The organism is Streptomyces sp. A18, assembly GCF_059026065.1.
This window is the reverse complement of sequence record NZ_JBWLKL010000003.1, coordinates 218,573-234,445: the sequence shown is the minus strand read 5'-3', so window position 1 is coordinate 234,445 and position 15,873 is coordinate 218,573. Positions and strand designations below refer to the sequence as shown.

Annotated in this window: 15 protein-coding genes, 1 other RNA gene and 1 pseudogene; 7 read left to right on the top strand and 10 right to left on the bottom strand. The window is 72.0% G+C overall.

The window, feature by feature from the left end:
- Positions 1-46: 46 nt before the first annotated feature.
- Together eda and yaaA are read right to left on the bottom strand one after the other, a co-directional pair.
- Positions 47-691 carry a bifunctional 4-hydroxy-2-oxoglutarate aldolase/2-dehydro-3-deoxy-phosphogluconate aldolase gene (gene eda / locus AC5P1C_RS06710; RefSeq protein ID WP_493864724.1) on the bottom strand — a complete coding sequence of 215 codons (645 nt, stop codon included), beginning with the start codon at positions 689-691 and terminating at the stop codon, positions 47-49.
- 81 nt (positions 692-772) lie between these two features.
- Positions 773-1,573: a peroxide stress protein YaaA gene (gene yaaA, locus AC5P1C_RS06705; RefSeq protein ID WP_493864723.1), complete on the bottom strand. Its 801-nt coding sequence runs from the start codon at positions 1,571-1,573 to the stop codon at positions 773-775.
- A gap of 477 nt (positions 1,574-2,050) precedes the next feature.
- Here yaaA and AC5P1C_RS06700 point away from each other — a divergent pair, with 477 nt between their 5' ends.
- The gene (locus AC5P1C_RS06700; protein ID WP_493864722.1) at positions 2,051-3,493 is read left to right on the top strand and encodes an RNB domain-containing ribonuclease; all 1,443 of its coding nucleotides are present in this window, start codon (positions 2,051-2,053) and stop codon (positions 3,491-3,493) included.
- Here the strand turns inward: AC5P1C_RS06700 and AC5P1C_RS06695 are convergent.
- Together AC5P1C_RS06695 and AC5P1C_RS06690 are read right to left on the bottom strand one after the other, a co-directional pair.
- On the bottom strand, positions 3,444-4,358 hold the full coding sequence (locus tag AC5P1C_RS06695; protein ID WP_493864721.1) for a hypothetical protein: 915 nt from the start codon (positions 4,356-4,358) through the stop codon (positions 3,444-3,446). The two genes, AC5P1C_RS06700 and AC5P1C_RS06695, sit on opposite strands and share 50 nt — an antisense overlap.
- 23 nt (positions 4,359-4,381) lie before the next feature.
- On the bottom strand, positions 4,382-5,209 hold the full coding sequence (locus tag AC5P1C_RS06690) for a MerR family transcriptional regulator (RefSeq protein ID WP_493864968.1): 828 nt from the start codon (positions 5,207-5,209) through the stop codon (positions 4,382-4,384).
- A gap of 269 nt (positions 5,210-5,478) precedes the next feature.
- On the opposite strand from AC5P1C_RS06690, the gene rnpB reads away from it, so the two are divergent.
- Positions 5,479-5,888: RNase P RNA component class A (rnpB, locus tag AC5P1C_RS06685), an RNA gene on the top strand.
- A 107-nt stretch (positions 5,889-5,995) separates the two neighbouring features.
- On the opposite strand, the gene AC5P1C_RS06680 is transcribed toward rnpB, so the two are convergent.
- Positions 5,996-6,931, bottom strand: coding sequence for a glutaminase (locus AC5P1C_RS06680; RefSeq protein ID WP_493864720.1), 936 nt, complete (start codon positions 6,929-6,931; stop codon positions 5,996-5,998).
- Between the two features lie 278 nt (positions 6,932-7,209).
- On the opposite strand from AC5P1C_RS06680, the gene AC5P1C_RS06675 reads away from it, so the two are divergent.
- On the top strand, positions 7,210-7,716 hold the full coding sequence (locus tag AC5P1C_RS06675) for a hypothetical protein (RefSeq protein ID WP_493864719.1): 507 nt from the start codon (positions 7,210-7,212) through the stop codon (positions 7,714-7,716).
- Between the two features lie 111 nt (positions 7,717-7,827).
- Here AC5P1C_RS06675 and AC5P1C_RS06670 read toward each other — a convergent pair whose 3' ends face one another.
- Entirely contained in the window at positions 7,828-8,577 is a 750-nt protein-coding gene (locus tag AC5P1C_RS06670; protein WP_493864718.1) for a DUF883 C-terminal domain-containing protein, read from the bottom strand.
- 221 nt (positions 8,578-8,798) lie between these two features.
- On the opposite strand from AC5P1C_RS06670, the gene AC5P1C_RS06665 reads away from it, so the two are divergent.
- Positions 8,799-9,758 (top strand): phosphotransferase family protein, encoded by a 960-nt coding sequence (locus tag AC5P1C_RS06665; protein WP_493864717.1) that lies wholly within the window; start codon positions 8,799-8,801, stop codon positions 9,756-9,758.
- 19 nt (positions 9,759-9,777) lie between these two features.
- On the opposite strand, the gene AC5P1C_RS06660 is transcribed toward AC5P1C_RS06665, so the two are convergent.
- On the bottom strand, positions 9,778-10,593 hold the full coding sequence (locus tag AC5P1C_RS06660) for an SAM-dependent methyltransferase (RefSeq protein ID WP_493864716.1): 816 nt from the start codon (positions 10,591-10,593) through the stop codon (positions 9,778-9,780).
- Positions 10,594-11,014: 421 nt separating this feature from the next.
- Here AC5P1C_RS06660 and AC5P1C_RS06655 point away from each other — a divergent pair, with 421 nt between their 5' ends.
- A complete protein-coding gene (locus tag AC5P1C_RS06655; RefSeq protein WP_493864715.1) occupies positions 11,015-12,553 on the top strand; it encodes a cytochrome P450 in 1,539 nt (512 codons plus the stop codon).
- A 1-nt stretch (position 12,554) separates the two neighbouring features.
- Here AC5P1C_RS06655 and AC5P1C_RS06650 read toward each other — a convergent pair whose 3' ends face one another.
- On the bottom strand, positions 12,555-13,097 hold the full coding sequence (locus AC5P1C_RS06650; protein WP_493864714.1) for a DoxX family protein: 543 nt from the start codon (positions 13,095-13,097) through the stop codon (positions 12,555-12,557).
- A gap of 199 nt (positions 13,098-13,296) precedes the next feature.
- Between AC5P1C_RS06650 and AC5P1C_RS06645 the strand changes: the two genes are divergently transcribed.
- Positions 13,297-13,620, top strand: coding sequence for a nuclear transport factor 2-like protein (locus tag AC5P1C_RS06645; protein ID WP_493864713.1), 324 nt, complete (start codon positions 13,297-13,299; stop codon positions 13,618-13,620).
- A 151-nt stretch (positions 13,621-13,771) separates the two neighbouring features.
- Positions 13,772-13,981: pseudogene (locus AC5P1C_RS06640) on the top strand (aldo/keto reductase); the annotation flags it as partial.
- Positions 13,982-14,314: 333 nt separating this feature from the next.
- On the opposite strand, the gene AC5P1C_RS06635 reads toward AC5P1C_RS06640, so the two are convergent.
- Positions 14,315-14,788: a lamin tail domain-containing protein gene (locus AC5P1C_RS06635; RefSeq protein WP_493864712.1), complete on the bottom strand. Its 474-nt coding sequence runs from the start codon at positions 14,786-14,788 to the stop codon at positions 14,315-14,317.
- 172 nt (positions 14,789-14,960) lie between these two features.
- Positions 14,961-15,824: an SDR family oxidoreductase gene (locus tag AC5P1C_RS06630; protein WP_493864711.1), complete on the bottom strand. Its 864-nt coding sequence runs from the start codon at positions 15,822-15,824 to the stop codon at positions 14,961-14,963.
- Positions 15,825-15,873: the final 49 nt, after the last annotated feature.

Here is a 15,873-nt window from a genome sequence, read left to right as displayed (position 1 = left end):
CTGCGCGGGCAACCACGACGTACCCGCAGGTGAGCACCCGCAGGGATCAGCGCAGCGCAGCCGCCTCGCGAGCCAGGGTCTCGATCCTGCCCCAGTCCTTCGCCGAGACCGCGTCAGCGGGCAGCATCCAACTGCCGCCCACGCAGCCGACGTTCTTGAGGGCGAGGTACGACGGAGCGGAGGCGAGGCCGATGCCGCCCGTCGGGCAGAAGCGGGCCTGCGGCAGCGGGCCGCCGAGCGACTTGAGGTAGGCGGTACCGCCCGCGGCCTCCGCCGGGAAGAACTTCATCTCGTGCACGCCGCGCTCGATCAGGGCCACGACCTCGGACGTCGTCGAGACACCCGGCAGGAACGGCACCCCGGACGCCTTCATGGCCGCCAGCAGGGTGTCGGTCCACCCCGGGCTGACCAGGAAGCGGGCTCCGGCGTCGACGGAGTCCGCGACGTTCCGGGGCGAGATGACGGTTCCCGCGCCGACCACCGCGTCCGGCACCTGAGCGGCGATGGCCCGGATCGCGTCGAGCGCGGCGGGCGTCCGCAGCGTCACCTCGATCGCGGGCAGCCCGCCCGCGACCAGCGCGCGCGCCAGCGGCACGGCGTCGGCGAGGTCGTCCACGACGACTACGGGGACGACGGGCGCGAGGTCGAGCACGGAAGCGGAGGCAGAGGCCGCGGAGGAGGGGGAAGTCATGGGAGCATCCTGCCCCGACGTGCGCAGCATGCGCAAAGCCCATTGCGCATGCTGCAACGTTAGGTGTCGATGTGCACGGGATCAGTGGATCTCGCGCACCACGACGTCGAGGGCCCACGCCTTGCCCGCCTTGCCGGGCGCCTGCGCCTCCACCACGTGACCGAGGTCCCGCAGGGCCTCGACCAGCTCGGCGGGGCCCTTCGGCTGGGTGCCGCCCTCGAGCAGGGAGCGGACGATGCGTCCCTTCGTGGCCTTGTTGAAGTGCGAGACGACGGAGCGCTTCTCGACCCCGTCGACCATCTGGGCGTGCAGCACCCGTACCGTCGCGGTCCGGTCCGCGACGTCGCCCTTCGGCTTCCAGGCGGCTGTGTACGCGGACGAACGCAGGTCGAGGACGAGTCCATCCCCCGCGGCCTCGGGCATCGCGGAGGCCATCGGCATACGCCAGTGGGCGCCGAGTGCGCCGAGGCCGGGCAGCTTCACGCCCATCGAGCAGCGGTAGGAGGGGATGCGGTCGGTGATGCCGACGGCGCCCCACAGCCCGGAGAAGACGAGCAGCGAGCGGGCCGCGCGGCGCTTGGCGGCGGCGTCCAGGGTGGCGAGGTCCAGAGCGTCGTACAGGACGCCGGTGTAGATCTCCCCCGCGGGGCGCGCGCCCGCCGTACGCAGCCCGGTGTTCTTGGCGACCTCGCCCCGCAGTCCCTCGCTCAGACCGAGCACCTCACGGGCCTTCTCCTCGTCCGCCAAGCAGAGCTCGACCAACTCGTCCAGCACGGCCTGCCGCGCGTCCGCGAGCGCCGGCAGGGAGAGCGACTCCGGCTTCAGGGGGGCGCCGCGGCCGGAGGGCGCCTTGCCTTCGGAGGGCGGCAGGAGGACGAGCATGGGTCTCCTTCGGAGGGTTACGGGAGGGGATGCGGCCCCGCGCCAGGGTAATCGCCCCGGGCTCCCACCGGCGCCGCGGTCTCGCGCAGTACCCGCCGGATTGCACCGCAGCAGCCCCGCGGTCCCACCTGGCCGAACAGGCCTTTCCCGCCCTCCCCCAAGCTCTTCAGGAGCAGGGGGACCCCCATCCCGAGTGCCCCGCAGCGACCAGCGATTCGCCGCAGTCGGCAGTGCCCCCGAGGGGACGTGCCGGTATGTCTGCCCGGGGCACGGTTCGCGGCACTCCCTCGCCGAAGTACCCGGGCGGCCACCGGACGATAGCGAGGACGGACATACCGGCGCGGCCCGCACCCACAGACGGACCAGCCCCGCACCACCCGCACGCGTCCGCAGTCGGCCTCGCCCCCCACCAGAACGGCCCCTCACCCCACCCCGCCTCACCATGCCGCCCCGCTCCACCCCGCCTACGCTCGACCCATGCCCCGTCGCCACCTCCGTGTGACCGCCGCAGCCGAAGCTCCCCTACGGGGCGCGCTGCGGGAGCTGCGTACGAAGTTGGACGTCCCCGGGGAGTTTCCCGCGGACGTCGTCGCCGATGCCCGGCGCGCCCTCGCCGCTCCGCGGCTCCCCTCGTACGACGCGACCGACATCCCCCTCTTCACCATCGATCCGCCCACCTCCGTCGACCTCGACCAGGCGATGCACCTGTCCCGCCGGGACGGCGGCGGATTCCGGGTGCGGTACGCCATCGCCGACGTCGCCGCGTACGTCACGCCGGGCGCTCCGCTCGACGTCGAAGCCCACCGGCGCGTCACCACCCTCTACTTCCCCGACGGGAAAGTGCCCCTGCACCCCACCTCGCTGAGCGAGGGCGCGGCCAGTCTCCTGCCGGGGCAGGACTGCCCCGCCGCCCTGTGGACCATCGATCTCGACGCGGAAGGCCGCACCGTCTCCACCGACGTACGCCGTGCCCTCGTACGCAGTCGCGCGAAGCTCGACTACGACGGCGTGCAGCAGGCCATCGACGGCGGCACCGCCGAGGAGGCCCTCGCGCTGCTCGCTGACATCGGGCGGCTCCGCGAGCAGCTGGAGGTGGAGAGGGGAGGCATCTCCCTCAACGTGCCCGAGCAGGAGATCGTCGAGCGGGGCGGCGCGTACGAACTCGACTTCCGCGCACCGCTGCCCGCCGACGGATGGAACGCCCAGATCTCCCTCCTCACCGGCATGGCCGCCGCCGAGCTGATGATCCAGTCCGGCGCGGGGATCCTGCGTACCCTGCCCATCGCCCCGGACGGTGCCGTCGGCCGGCTGCGGCGCACCGCCAAGGCCCTGAAGGTCGACTGGCCGCACCACGTCCCGTACGCCGAGCTCGTCCGCTCCCTCGACCCGCGCCTGCCCCACCACGCCGCGTTCCTCCAGGAGTGCACCACGCTGCTGCGCGGCGCCGGCTACACCTCGTTCAGCGGCGGCGAGGTCCCCGACCTCACCGCGCACGCCGCAGTCGCCGCTCCCTACGCCCACTGCACGGCTCCGCTCCGCCGCCTCGTCGACCGTTACGCCGCCGAGCTGTGCCTGGCGGCGGTCGCCGGGGACGAGCCGCCGGAGTGGGTGCTCGCCGCGCTGCCCGAGCTGCCCAAGGAGATGGCGGACGGGACGCGCCGCGGCAACACCGTGGAGCGCGAGTGCGTGGACATCATCGAGGCCGCGCTGCTCGAGGACCGGGTCGGCGAGCTCTTCGACGCGGTGGTGGTGGACGTGCAGGAGCGTGAACCGGACGTCGGAACCGTCCAGTTGACCGACCCCGCGATCGTGGCCCGCATCGAGGGCGGCACCGGCGGGCTTCCACTGGGGGAGCGGCTGCGGGTGCGGCTCACGCAGGCGAACCCCGGGGCGGCGAAGGTGCGGTTCGCGCCTGCGTGAGGGGAGCCGGCGCCTGCGTGAGAGCAGCCCCCGCCTGCGTGAGGGCGGGCCGCGCCTGCGTGAGAGCAGCCATCGCCTGCGTGAGGGCGGCCCGCAGGCTCTCCGGCTCGTCGGAGTGCAGCCGTACCGTCGTCACCTGCCGGCGCCCGCCGAGGAAGCCGACCGCCGTGACGGGCTCCGTCAGCTCCAGCGTGAGGGAGGTCTGCGCGGCCACGGGGATGTCGAGCACCCCGTCGGCGGCTTCGTGGGTGAAGCGCCGCTCACCGCGTGCCGCGGAGATCAGCTCCAGCGGTATCAGCAGGTCATGGTGGGCGCCGTGGCGAACCCGGAGCGAGTCCGCGGACAGCACGTGCGGCCGGGTCACGGACGCGGCGTGCACGCCGAGCATCAGGATCACGGTGTACACGTCGACGACGAGCATCACCGCATGGACCGCGGGCCAGCTCCGCAGCAGTACGGCCATCCCGATGGTCTCCACGACGCACACGAAGACGAGGCCGTAGAGCATCGCGGCCTGGTCGCGGGCATGCCCGAACGCTGCCAGATCCCCCTCCCGCACGCCGTGCCGCCGCCGGGCCACCCACAGCGCGAGACTCCACATCACCCGCAGCTCGTGCCCGACGATTCTGCGCACCGGCTCCGGCACGACGTCCCGGAGCGCCGCGCGCCCGCCCCGCCGGTACACGACCGCGAGCGCCACGCCCTCGACGGCGAGCAGGGCGAGGGCGACGGCCTCCACGCCGACGAGTACGCCCGTGGGGAGCGAGGCCCCGGCCAACAGGCAGACGACAAGGGTGAGTTCGATGGGTACGACCACCCAGGCGAGCCCCCGCACAAGCCCCTTCACCGAGATCCCCTTTCCCACGATCTCCTTCCCTGTGAGTCCTTTCACCGCGAGCCCCGCTCCATGAGCAGCCGCATCCCACGGCGTACGGCCTCCGCCTGCGCGGGGGCGAAGTCGTCGAAGAAGGCCTGGAGGAAGCGGTCGTCGCCGCCACGGCCGATCCCGTCGGCCACCGCCCGCACTCCCTCCGTGCCCAGCTCCTCCAGGAGCGAGTCGGGCAGCGCGGCGGCGAGCGCGTGGGCGGCCTTGTCCACGGCGGCCTCCGCGCGCGGATCGGCGAGGTCGGTGTCCGCGAGCGCGTCGAGCAGCGCGTACACCTCGTGCGCGCGCTCCACCGCTCCCGGTGTCGTCAGCGCCGGGCTCATGGCGGCCAGGAGCCTGTCCCTGTCCTCCCGGGGCGCGGTCGTGTCGATCAGGGCGAGCAGCTCCCGGTCCTTCGCGGCCATCGCGGACTCGGGCCTTTCGCGGTCGGCGGTGGAACGGGCCATCTCGGCGAAGAACTCGCCCAGTTCGGGCGAGACGGGCCCCTCGGCGGACAGCAGCCCGCGCTCCGCGTCCCTCAGCAGGACCCTCAGCCGCTCCCGCCGCCCGCGGATCGAGGCCTCCTGCCGGGCGAGGTCCGCGTCCAGCTCGGCGAGCACCTCGGCGAGCTCACGCCCCGCGTCGTCCGCGAGCACGTCCCGCACTTCGGCGAGCCCGAGTCCCACCTCGGTCAGCCGCCGGATGCGCGCGAGTACGACGGCGTGCCGCAGCCCGTACTCCCGATAGCCGTTGGCCCGACGCTCGGGCTCGGGCAGCAGCCCGAGGTGGTGATAGTGCCTGATGGCCCGCGTGGTGACGCCGACGATGCCGGCGAGCTCCCCGATCCGCATCCCGCTCATCCCGCCACCCCGTTCGCCGCGCTCGGCTCGTGCAGTCCGTGCAGTCCGTTCAGCGCTTTCAGCGCTTTCATGAGGCCAGTAGAAACGTTGACGCTGCGGCAAGGTCAATCGAGGACGTGACGGGACCCGCCGGACGGACGAACCCTGACGGTCGTCGGCTCCTCCGTGACGCTGTTCAGGGACCCGGAAGGTCGCTGGACCTCCTCGCCACCCGGGCGGGAGCTCCGGCCCACGGCGGGTAGCATGGTCGGCACGGCAGACGAGCCGGGCGGACGGCCGCGTGAAGCTCCCCTCACCAGGGGCTCTTCCCGAGGAACGTCCGGGCTCCACAGGGCAAGGTGGTGGCTAACGGCCACCCGGGGTGACCCGCGGGACAGTGCCACAGAAAACAGACCGCCGGAGGCTTCGGCCCCCGGTAAGGGTGAAACGGTGGTGTAAGAGACCACCAGCGCCTGAGGTGACTCAGGCGGCTAGGTAAACCCCACCTGGAGCAAGGTCAAGAGGGGCCCTGGAGACAGGGCCCTGCGCGGATGACCGAGGGCTGCCCGCCCGAGTCCGCGGGTAGACCGCACGAGGCCCGCAGCAATGCGGGCCCTAGATGGATGGCCGTCTCCCCGGCCGCCGCGAGGCGACCGGGCGACAGAACCCGGCGTACAGCCCGACTCGTCTGCCGCTTCTCCCTCCCGGGCCCCTTTTCCCGCCAAGTCCCTCTCTTGGGCCCGCCACGCCTCAGGACTGCCACGCCTCAGGACTGCCGAGCCTCAGGACTGCCGCGCCTCAGAACACCGAGAGCCCCGTCAGCGTCGTGAACCGGTCGAGTGCCGTCACCCCCGACACCGAGTTGCCCCGCTCGTCCAGCCCCGGGCTCCAGACGCAGATCGTGCAGTGGCCGGGGACCACGGCGATGATGCCGCCGCCTACGCCGCTCTTGCCGGGCAGGCCCACGCGGTATGCGAAGTCGCCCGCCGCGTCGTACGTCCCGCAGGTCAGCATGATCGCGTTGACCTGCTTGGACTGGCTGTTGGTGAGCAGGCGGGTGCCGTCCGCGCGGAGGCCGTGGCGGGCCAGGAAGCCGGTGGCCAGGGCCAGGTCGGCGCAGGATGCCTCGACCGAGCACTGGCGGAAGTACTGGTTCAGGAGGACCGGTACCGGGTTGTCGATGTTTCCGTACGACGCCATGAAGTGGCCGAGCGCGGCGTTGCGGTCCCCGTGGGCCGACTCGGACGCGGCGACCGCCTCGTTGATGGCGAGGCCGTCGTTGCCGCTCTCCGCGCGCAGGAAGTCGATCAGGGCTTCCGCCGCGTCACCGGTCTGGGTCTGGAGGCGGTCGGTGACGACGAGCGCGCCCGCGTTGATGAAGGGATTGCGCGGGATGCCGTTCTCGTACTCCAACTGCACGAGCGAGTTGAAGGGGTTGCCGGAGGGCTCGCGGCCCACGTGTTCCCACAGGGCGTCGCCCTCGCGCGCCAGGTCGAGCGCGAGCGTGAAGACCTTGGTGATGGACTGCGCGGAGAACGGCTGCCGCCAGTCGCCCACCCCGTACACCGTGCCGTCCGGCTCCGCGACGGCCATGCCGAAGCGGCGCGGGTCGCACGCGGCGAGCGCCGGGATGTAGTCGGCGGGCCTGCCGCGGACCGGCGTCTTCTCGATCTCGGCCGCGATGCGGTCCAGGACCGGCTGGAAGGTGTGGGGCGACGTCGTCATGATCGCCATTCTGGCCTGTCGTGGGCCGTGCGAGGGGTCGTGCGAGGGGTCGGGGTGTGGTCGGGGTGTAGTCGGGGGCGCGGGGGATCGGCCGCCCCCGAAGGCCGCGGTCGGGGCGGCTGAAATTGGCCGTAGCATGTCAAGAATCATGGGAGCGGGCCTTGTCACCTCAAGGGCTCCATGCCTCAATGAGCAGCGATCCGGGTTACTGACTGGTCGTCAGGTCGTCAGGTCCCGGTTCCGCTCCTCCCCCCCCCCGCAATCCCCCCACTTGAAGGCAGGCCCCCATGAGGCACGGCAGTTACGCAATCCGCAGGCACAGCAGACTGGGCATCCGCAGGCTCGGTGCCGGATCGGCGTTGGGCGTCGGTCTGGTCGCCCTGGGTGCGATGGTGATGGCACCCGCCGCCACCGCGGTGACCCCGGAGACCGCGACCATCTCGTTCGACTGCGGGTCCTACGGCTCGGGCACGGCGACGCTCAAGGCGACCCAGGACGGGACCGCCGCCACCATCAGCGTCTCCACTTCGGCGATCACCGCCCCCATCGACATCGCCGCCAACTCGGTCGACTCGACGCTCACCCTCACCAAGAACGGTTCGGACACCGCGACCTTCACCGGCAGTTCCAACCCGGCCATTCCCGCCGGCGGCGAGGTGTCCACCGGTCCGCTCGACGGGACCGTCGCCACAGGCGACAGCCTGGAGGGCAAATCGCTGCAGGTCGTGGTCCTCGGGATCAGCGTGACCTGCAACGCCACGTCCGCGCAGGCTCCCGGGCCGTTCGTCTTCTGACGGCGACGCGGCTCCCGGGCCGTTCGTCTTCTGACGGCGACGCGCAGGGCTGCGTGCAGGGCCCCGAGAGTTCCCGAGGGGTTCCCAAGGGTTCCCGAGGGGCGGTGGCGCTCAGGTCCGAGCGTCACCGCCCCCTTCGCCGGCCTCCCCTGCCAGCGGACGCCAGTACTGGTCCTTGCCCTGGTCCCGTACGACGTACCCCAGACCCTGCATCGTCTCCGCGAGGTCCCGGACGTCCTCCTTGGCCTCGCTCTTCAGCGCGGCCTTCCGTGCCGCGAGGACCGCGTGCCCCTCGGCGGGCAGGCCGGGGGCCCCGGGGATCCAGCGGTGAAACAGGGACGCGTGCGGGTCGGTGTCCTGCCACGGGTAGCCGTGCGAGCGGAACGCCTTGGCCAGGGCCGGTGCCGCCGTCTTGTGGACGCCTCGCGTGAACTGGCGTGACGTCTCGTCGAGGACCACCAGTTCCTTGCCGTCCAGGAACACCGCCGAGACGCGGGCGCGTCCGATGGTCCGGGTCCGGTCGTGCTGCCCGGCCGCCAGCTCCTGGTCGGTCAGTGTCACCTTCAGGGTCTCGTCGATCTCCGTGACGGCGATGAGCAGCCCGGCCACCAGGCCGAGACCCATCGCGATCCCCGTCTGCCACGGCTTGTCCAGCGAGCCGACGAACGTGATGCCGTCCCGCCAGGGCAGCACCGGCGACCGGCTCAGCCACCGGGCCAGGGGCGGCAGGGCGAGGCCGAGCAGCAGGCCGACGAGCGGCATGCCGATGAGTACGGTCAGCAGGTCACCGCGCGGGTATCCGAGCACCGTCGTCCGGTCCTTGCCGAGCGGGACGGGGCCGAGGCTCTCTTCGCTGGTCATGTCCTCGACGCTAGGCGGACGGGGCGCCGCGGGGGAGCGGCCGAAAGTCGATGGGCGGCAGACTTCGGTCGGTATCGCGGAGCCGGAGCCGGAGCCGAGTCGGAGTAGGAGCCGGGGTCGGAGTAGGAGTCGGGCGCGACGGTCGCGGTGGCGGCCACGGTCATCGCTTGCGTCCATCTATTGCGTTGCCGTCGACCCACCCGCCCCCTACCGTGCCGATCATGCTGCCCGCTGTCGACACCGAAGAGCAATGGGACGTCGTCTCCGACGAGGCCGTCATGCGGCCGGGGGTCGAGGACCTCTGCGGCAGGCTCGGCCTCGCCGGTGCGCCGCTCGACCGGTTCGCGGAGGGGACACAGCCCGTCTACGCCATCGGCGACGACCTCGTACTGAAGCTCTTTCCGGGTGCCGCTGCCGACGACGGCCTCGTCGAGGAGCGGGTGTTGAGCCATCTTCAGGGGCGGCTGCCCGTCCCCACACCGCGGGTGCACGCGTCCGGGGCGTACGAGAACGGCTGGCGCTACGTGCTCATGTCCCGGCTGTCCGGCGAAGACCTCGCCGCCGCCTGGCCGGGCATCCCGCGCGCCGACCGGGAGCGCCTCGTCACCGAGGCCGGTGAGGCGCTCGCCGCGCTGCACGCCCTGGACCCCGGGCCGCTCACCGATGTGCTCGGGCCCGGCGACTGGGGTGACTTCCTCGGCAGGCAGCGCGCCGGAGCCGTCCGGCGGCAGCGGGAGCGCGGGCTGCCGGAGAGCTGGGCCGAGCAGATCCCCGGCTTCCTGGACGCGGTGCCGTTGCGTGCCGACGCGCCGGGCGTTGTCCTGCACACCGAGTTCATGCGACAGCACCTGATGGTGGGCCCCAGTGCCCCTGCGGGGCGGCTCCGGCTCACCGGGCTCTTCGACTTCGAGCCCGCCATGATCGGGGACAGGGCGTACGACTTCGTGGGCGTCGGCCTCTTCGTCACACGCGCCGAGCCGGGTCTCCTGGGCCGTTTCATGCGGGCCTACGGCCGCACCTTCGAGCCGCGTGAACTCCTCGCCCACACCCTGCTCCACGTCTACAGCAGCCTGCCCTGGTACCTGCGGGAACTGCCCGCCCCGCCCGAGCCGACGCTCGACGCGCTGGCCCAGGCGTGGTTCGACACCGGAATCGGACAGGACCTAGGGGAGGGGCAGTAGGCGGCCGCTGCCCTCAGGCTCAGGCCACCGGCATCAACGTCAGATAGGCCAGACCGAGCACCTGACGGTAGCCCCGCAGCCAGGTGGTGCGCTGGCGGTCCGTCTTCTCGCGGGTCTCGGCGGCGAGTGGATGGTCGGGGTGCGTGGCGAGCCACTCCTCGACGTCCGTGCGGTAGCCGGACTCGAACTCCTCCCACTCCTCCGCGCTCGCCGTCTCCACCCACAGCGGGCGGAAGCCCGCGGCGATCGCCGCGTCCACGAGGTCGCCGAGGAAGAGGTGTTCGTCGGCGTGGGCGCCCGGCCACATCCCGGCGAGTTCGGCGGGGGTGGGCGTGCGCTGCCAGAAGCCCTCGCCGAGCACGACGCGTCCACCGGGGCGGACCAGGCCGCGCAGTGCGCGCAGGGCCGCTTCGGTGTGGCCGGGCGGTTCGGTCGAGCTCAGGGCGTGGCTCGAACCCAGGCACAGGACGAGATCGGCCGGGCCGCGGGTGGTGTCCGTGGCCGACTCCTCGACGAAGGAGACACGCTCGGCAAGGCCCCTCTCCTTGGCGGCAGCGCGGCCCCTGGCCAGATCCTCCGCCGACAGATCGACCCCCACGCCGGTGGCGTCCGGGGCGGCCTCCAGGACGCGGAGCAGCAACTCGCCCCAGCCGCAGCCGAGATCGAGGACGGAGCGGGCGCCCGGCGCGACACGCTCGACGAGGCGTGCGGCCCGCGCCTCGGAGAGCGGGCCGTGGAAGGTGAGGCCGGTGAGGCGGGGCGGCAGGTTCTGGGCGTCGGGGGTGCCGGGGGCGTCGGGAGCGTCGGGGGTGCTGGGGGCGGTGGTCTCGGTCATGGGCGAGGACGCTATCCCGTCAACTCGACTCGGGCACAGCGACTTTCGCTGCGATGTGCGATGTGCGATGTGCGATGCGCCGTACCACTTCGTCCGGCGGCGTGCCGGTCGTGTCGATCACCTCGGCCGCGTGCCGCAGCCACGGCCGCAGCCACGGCCGGGGCCTCCTGGTAGGCGGCGACGTGATCGAGGCGCCGGGTGGGCGATCGCCGTCTCGACGGCGAGGCCGCGCGGACGTGGTCGTCCCGTACGCCGTGGAAGCGGAATGTCTGCCGTGCGGCTGCCGCAGCTGTGACGCAGTGATCGTGATCAAGCGGATTCGTTCACATGTCCGTGGGGCATGCATCGAGCGCTCCACCGGCACCATCCCCCACTGGCGCTCCACCGGCACCATCGGCCCCCCACAAGGAGAACAACGCGGATGTCACCCACCCCCCTCGCTCCTGGCGCGCTCCCCCTCATCGGGCACGGGCTTCAACTGAAGCGGCAGCCGCTGGAGTTCATGAACTCGCTGCGCGAGCACGGCCGGGTGGTGCGCATACAGCTCGCGCGCACCCCCGCGTATGTGGTCACCGACCCGGCCCTGACCAAGGAAGTACTGGTCACCGACGTCGAGAGCTACGCGAAGGGCGGGCGGATCATCGACGCCCTGAAGGTGTTCTTCGGCGACGGGCTCGCCACGGTCGCCGACGGCGACACGCACATGAAGAACCGCCGCCTCATGCAGCCGATGTTCAACAAGGCGCACATCGCGACCCGTGGCGACACCATGATCGGGCAGGTGCGGGAGATCGTCGGCGGATGGGAGGAGGGAGCGCCCCGGGACACGCTCGCCGACATGACGGAGCTGACCCTCGCCGCGTTCCTCACCGCCCTGTTCGGGGCGGACCTCCCCGCCCACCTGCAGCGCGACTTCATAGCCCTGATGCCGCCCATCATGCAGGGCACCATCCGGCAGACGATCCTGCCCGGCTGGGTCACCCGCCTCCCGCTGCCCGCCAACCGCGCGCACGCCGAGCGGGTCGCGCGGCTGCGTCACCTCATCGACCAGGCCATCGACCACCGTGCCGCAGCGCTCGGCGAAGGCGCACCGACGGCAGCGGCGTGCCCGCACGCGGCGCCGGAGGCGGACGCCGGGCTGTTCGACACCCTGCTCACGGCCCACGACCCGGACACCGGCCCGGTGCCTCGACGCCAGCTCCAGGACGAGGCCATCACCCTGCTCACGGGTGCGATCGAGACCACGAGCACCACCCTGGCCTGGGCGTTGGTCGAGATCGAGAAGAACCCCGGGGTCGCGTCCCGCATGCTCGAAGAACTCGACACGGTGTGCGGCGACCGTCCCGTGCGGTACGAGGATCTCGACCAACTCACCTACACCCGCGCCGTCCTGCAGGAGACCATGCGGATGTACGGCCCGGCCTGGCTGGTCACCCGGACCGCGACCCGCGATGTCACCCTCGGCGGGCACAGCATCCCCCGGGGCGCGGACGTCATCTACAGCCCCTACCTCCACCAGCACGACCCGTCGGTCTTCCCCGAGCCGCAGCTTTTCGACCCCGATCGCTGGTCCGGACGCCCCGACGCCGCCACCCGCGGCGCGTTCCTGGCCTTCGGTGCGGGCCGCCGCAACTGCGTCGGCGAGGCCTTCGCCTGGAGCGAGCTCCTCATCATCCTCGCCACGGTCAGGCAGCTCTGGCCGCGCCTCGCGCTGACCTCACCCGAGCCGAAGCCGCAGGCGCTGGTCACCGTGAAGCCGGACGGTCTTGCCATGACTCCGCACCGTGGAATGGTCCAGGACGATAGGGGCAAGGCAGGCAAGGCAGGCAAGGCAGACAAGGCGAAAGAGGCAGGCAAGGCGGAAGAGGCAGGCGAGGCGGGCAAGGCGGGCAAGGTGGGCGAGGCGGAGTCCGGCGAAGGTGAGCGTCACGCGGCGGACGTCAGCGGCCGGCTGTCGTGACCTACTCCCCGGGCGTTTCGTCGCTCTGCTGGTCGCGTACGTTCCGCGTCCGCGAGCCGACCGATACGAGCGCCCCGACCGCCGTGCCCGCCAGAGCGGCCGGCACCATCCAGTTCCGGTTGAACGAGTGGCCGAGGGCGCTGTCGACGGAGTAGGCGCCGGGGCCCGTGACGGCGAGGGCGGCGGAGACCAGGCCGAGGAACGCCGGGTACTCGTAGCCGCCGCCCTGGCTGAAGAAGCCGTTGGGGGCGTGGACGGCGGTCGCCCCGGCCATGGCACCCGCCGCCGCCGAACCGGCGGCGGGTGTCGCGAGGCCGAGCGCGAGCAGCGCGCCGCCGCCCGCCTCGGCGAGCCCGGCGATGACGGCGTTCGCCTTGCCGGGCGCGAAGCCGATGGACTCCATGAAGGCACCGGTGCCTTCGATGCCGTGCCCGCCGAACCAGCCGAAGAGCTTCTGGGTGCCGTGGGCGACGAGGACTCCGCCGGTCGTGACGCGGAGCAGGAGCAGGCCCAGGTCGCGGCGGTCGAAGCAGGAACGGGTCATGGCGCTGTCTCCTGGGTGAGCGGTGGCGAGCGGGTGTTGAGCGGGTGGTGAGCGGGCGGGAAAAGGGAGAGGGAACGGTTGTGCGTCCCCCCACCGTCCGTCAGAGCCTCGCCCCGTACCCGGTTCAGTCGGCCGTACGGGTGACATGCGGGTGCCCCGTCCGGTGGCGGGGCCAGGCGGCCGATGTGACCGTGGGTGCATGAGCATCCAGGTAAACCGGCTCGCCGACCCCACGGTCCGGGCCTTCGTCACCGCCGTGAATTCCCACGACCAGGCAGCGTTCCAGGCCGTCCTCACGCCCGACGCGACCATGTCCGACGACGGTTCCGACCGGGACATCGCCGAGTGGACGGACCGCGAGATCTTCTCCTCGCACGGCCACATGGACATCGAGAACGAGTCGGACGGCGGGCGCGTGCTGGTCGTCACGTACCGCAACGACACGTGGGGGGAGATGCGGACGAAGTGGCACTTCACCGTCGACGGCGGAAAGGTCTCCCGCTTCGAGACGGGCCAGGCCTGAGCGTCCCTCATTGAGTAACGGGCTCCGCATTGAGTAACGGGCTCCGCATTGAGCCTTGCCTTCGCGTGCGCTTCAGCTCCTGGCGTCCGTCGGCATGGAGACGACAGTCGGGGCCCGGCGGGGAAGCGTATGGCCGGGCGCCGTCGCCCACGGCGTGAACTTCTTCGACACCGCGGACAACTACAGGACCGGGCACGGCGAGCGTGCCCTGGGGCGCGCGCTCGGGGCGCGCCGGGACGACTCGGTCGCGCGCGCCGCCGTGCGCTAACCGCTTCGGGCCGCGCAACTCCGTGACGCCTGTGCGGAGTTCAGGCGCGATGGGCTGATCCGGGCGTACGGCTGGAGCGCGGGCGCCCCGGCGTGAGCGGCCCGGCATGGACGGCCCGGCATGAACGGCCCGGCACGGACGGCCCGGCACGGACGACCCGGCACGGACGACCCGGGGGAGAGGTGGCCTCCCCCTCCTCCGACTCGGCCTGGATCAGGGCCAGCTCACGGGGCCGAAGCGGCGACCGACGGCGATCGATTCAGGAACGCCCGAGTTTGCTGTCATGTGCAGGGCAACCGTTCCGCGGCCCCGGTCATTCCCGCGGCTCCCCGGCGCGGGCCCCCGCCGGCCGTCACGGAGCGGCTGCCCTGCCCCCCTTCCCCCTCACAGTGGCAAGTGGGTGTCAGTGGCAGTTCTGGTGGGGTGTCAGTGGCAGTTCTTGTAGCCGGGGTTGCTGTTCGTCCAGGAGCAGGAGTCCTTGAGCGAGCCGCTCGGCTTGATGAGGCGGGCCTTGTCGCTGGTGTTGTTCCAGACGTACGAGCCGCGCCCCCAGTAGCGGACGCCGGACGCGTTGGTGCCCTTGCCCGTGCGGACCTTGACCGTCTTGCCGGCGCCGATCTTGTAGCTGCCGAACGTGTACGTGTAGCCGGTGTTGTCCTTCAGTTTGTAACCCTTGAGCTGCACCGCCGAGCCGGAGTTGTTGTGGATGTTCACCCACTCCGCGTTCAGCGAGGAGTTGGAGCGGGAGTCCCGGCCCGGACTGTCGAACTGGATGTACCCGAGGTGCAGTCCGCTCTGGTGGCGGGCCGCCGTGGCCGCGGTCGCGGGGGACGCGGCAAGCAGCGAGGCCGAGAGGGCGGAGGCCGCGAGGACGGCCGGGACCGCGGAACGTATGCGCAAGGTGTGCTCCGTGTGTGCTCTGAATGTGGAGTTCTCGTGGAGGGCACGCTGAGCATACGGGGCGTGATGCGCGTAATTGGCGCGGTGCTTTCTATTCCGTTTGTGAAGATGTGGGCCGACCGTGAGTGCGGGGTCACGGTCGGCCACGAGAGGTGCCCGTGCTGAGCGGGGGCTAACCCCGCCCGACGAACGGCATGTTCGTCGCGAGCACCGTCGCGAACTGCACGTTCGCCTCCAGCGGCAGCTCCGCCATGTGCCGCACGGTCCGCGCCACGTCCGACACGTCCATCACCGGCTCGGGCGCCAACTCCCCGTTCGCCTGGAGGATCCCGGCCTGCATCCGCTCGGTCATGTCCGTCGCCGCGTTGCCGATGTCGATCTGGCCGCAGGCGATCCGGTAGGGGCGGCCGTCGAGGGAGAGCGACTTCGTCAGGCCGGTCAGCGCGTGCTTCGTCGCCGTGTACGCGATGGAGTGCGGACGCGGGACCTGCGCGGAGATGGAGCCGTTGTTGATGATCCGGCCGCCCTGCGGGTCCTGCTCCTTCATCTGCCGGAAGGCCGCCTGCGCGCACAGGAAGGCGCCGCCCAGGTTCGTGTCGACGACGTGCCGCCACACCTCGTACTCGATCTCGTCGACGGGGACACCGCCGGGGCCGAACGTGCCGGCGTTGTTGAAGAGGAGGTCGAGACGGCCGAACCGGTCGCGCACGGCGGAGAAGAGCGCGGCCACGTCCTCGGGCCGGGTGACGTCGGTGCGCACGCAGAGGGCGTCGATCGTGGCCGGGGCGTTCGCCTCGGTGGACTCCTCGGCGTGCGGGACGGGCCGCACGGCCGAGCCCTCCGACACTCCGGCGGCGATGGCAGCCGTCTCCTCGAGCGTCTCCGGACGGCGCCCGGCGAGCGCCACGGACCATCCGGCCCGCAGCAGTTCCACCGCCACGGACCTGCCGATCCCGGATCCCGCGCCGGTCACCACGGCGGTCCTTGTTCGTCCGGTTGGTTGCCCGGTCGGTTGCCCGGTTCGCTCTGCGTTCATGGCCCCGCAGCGTACGGGAGGCCCGTCCACGCGGACATCATCGTCCCGC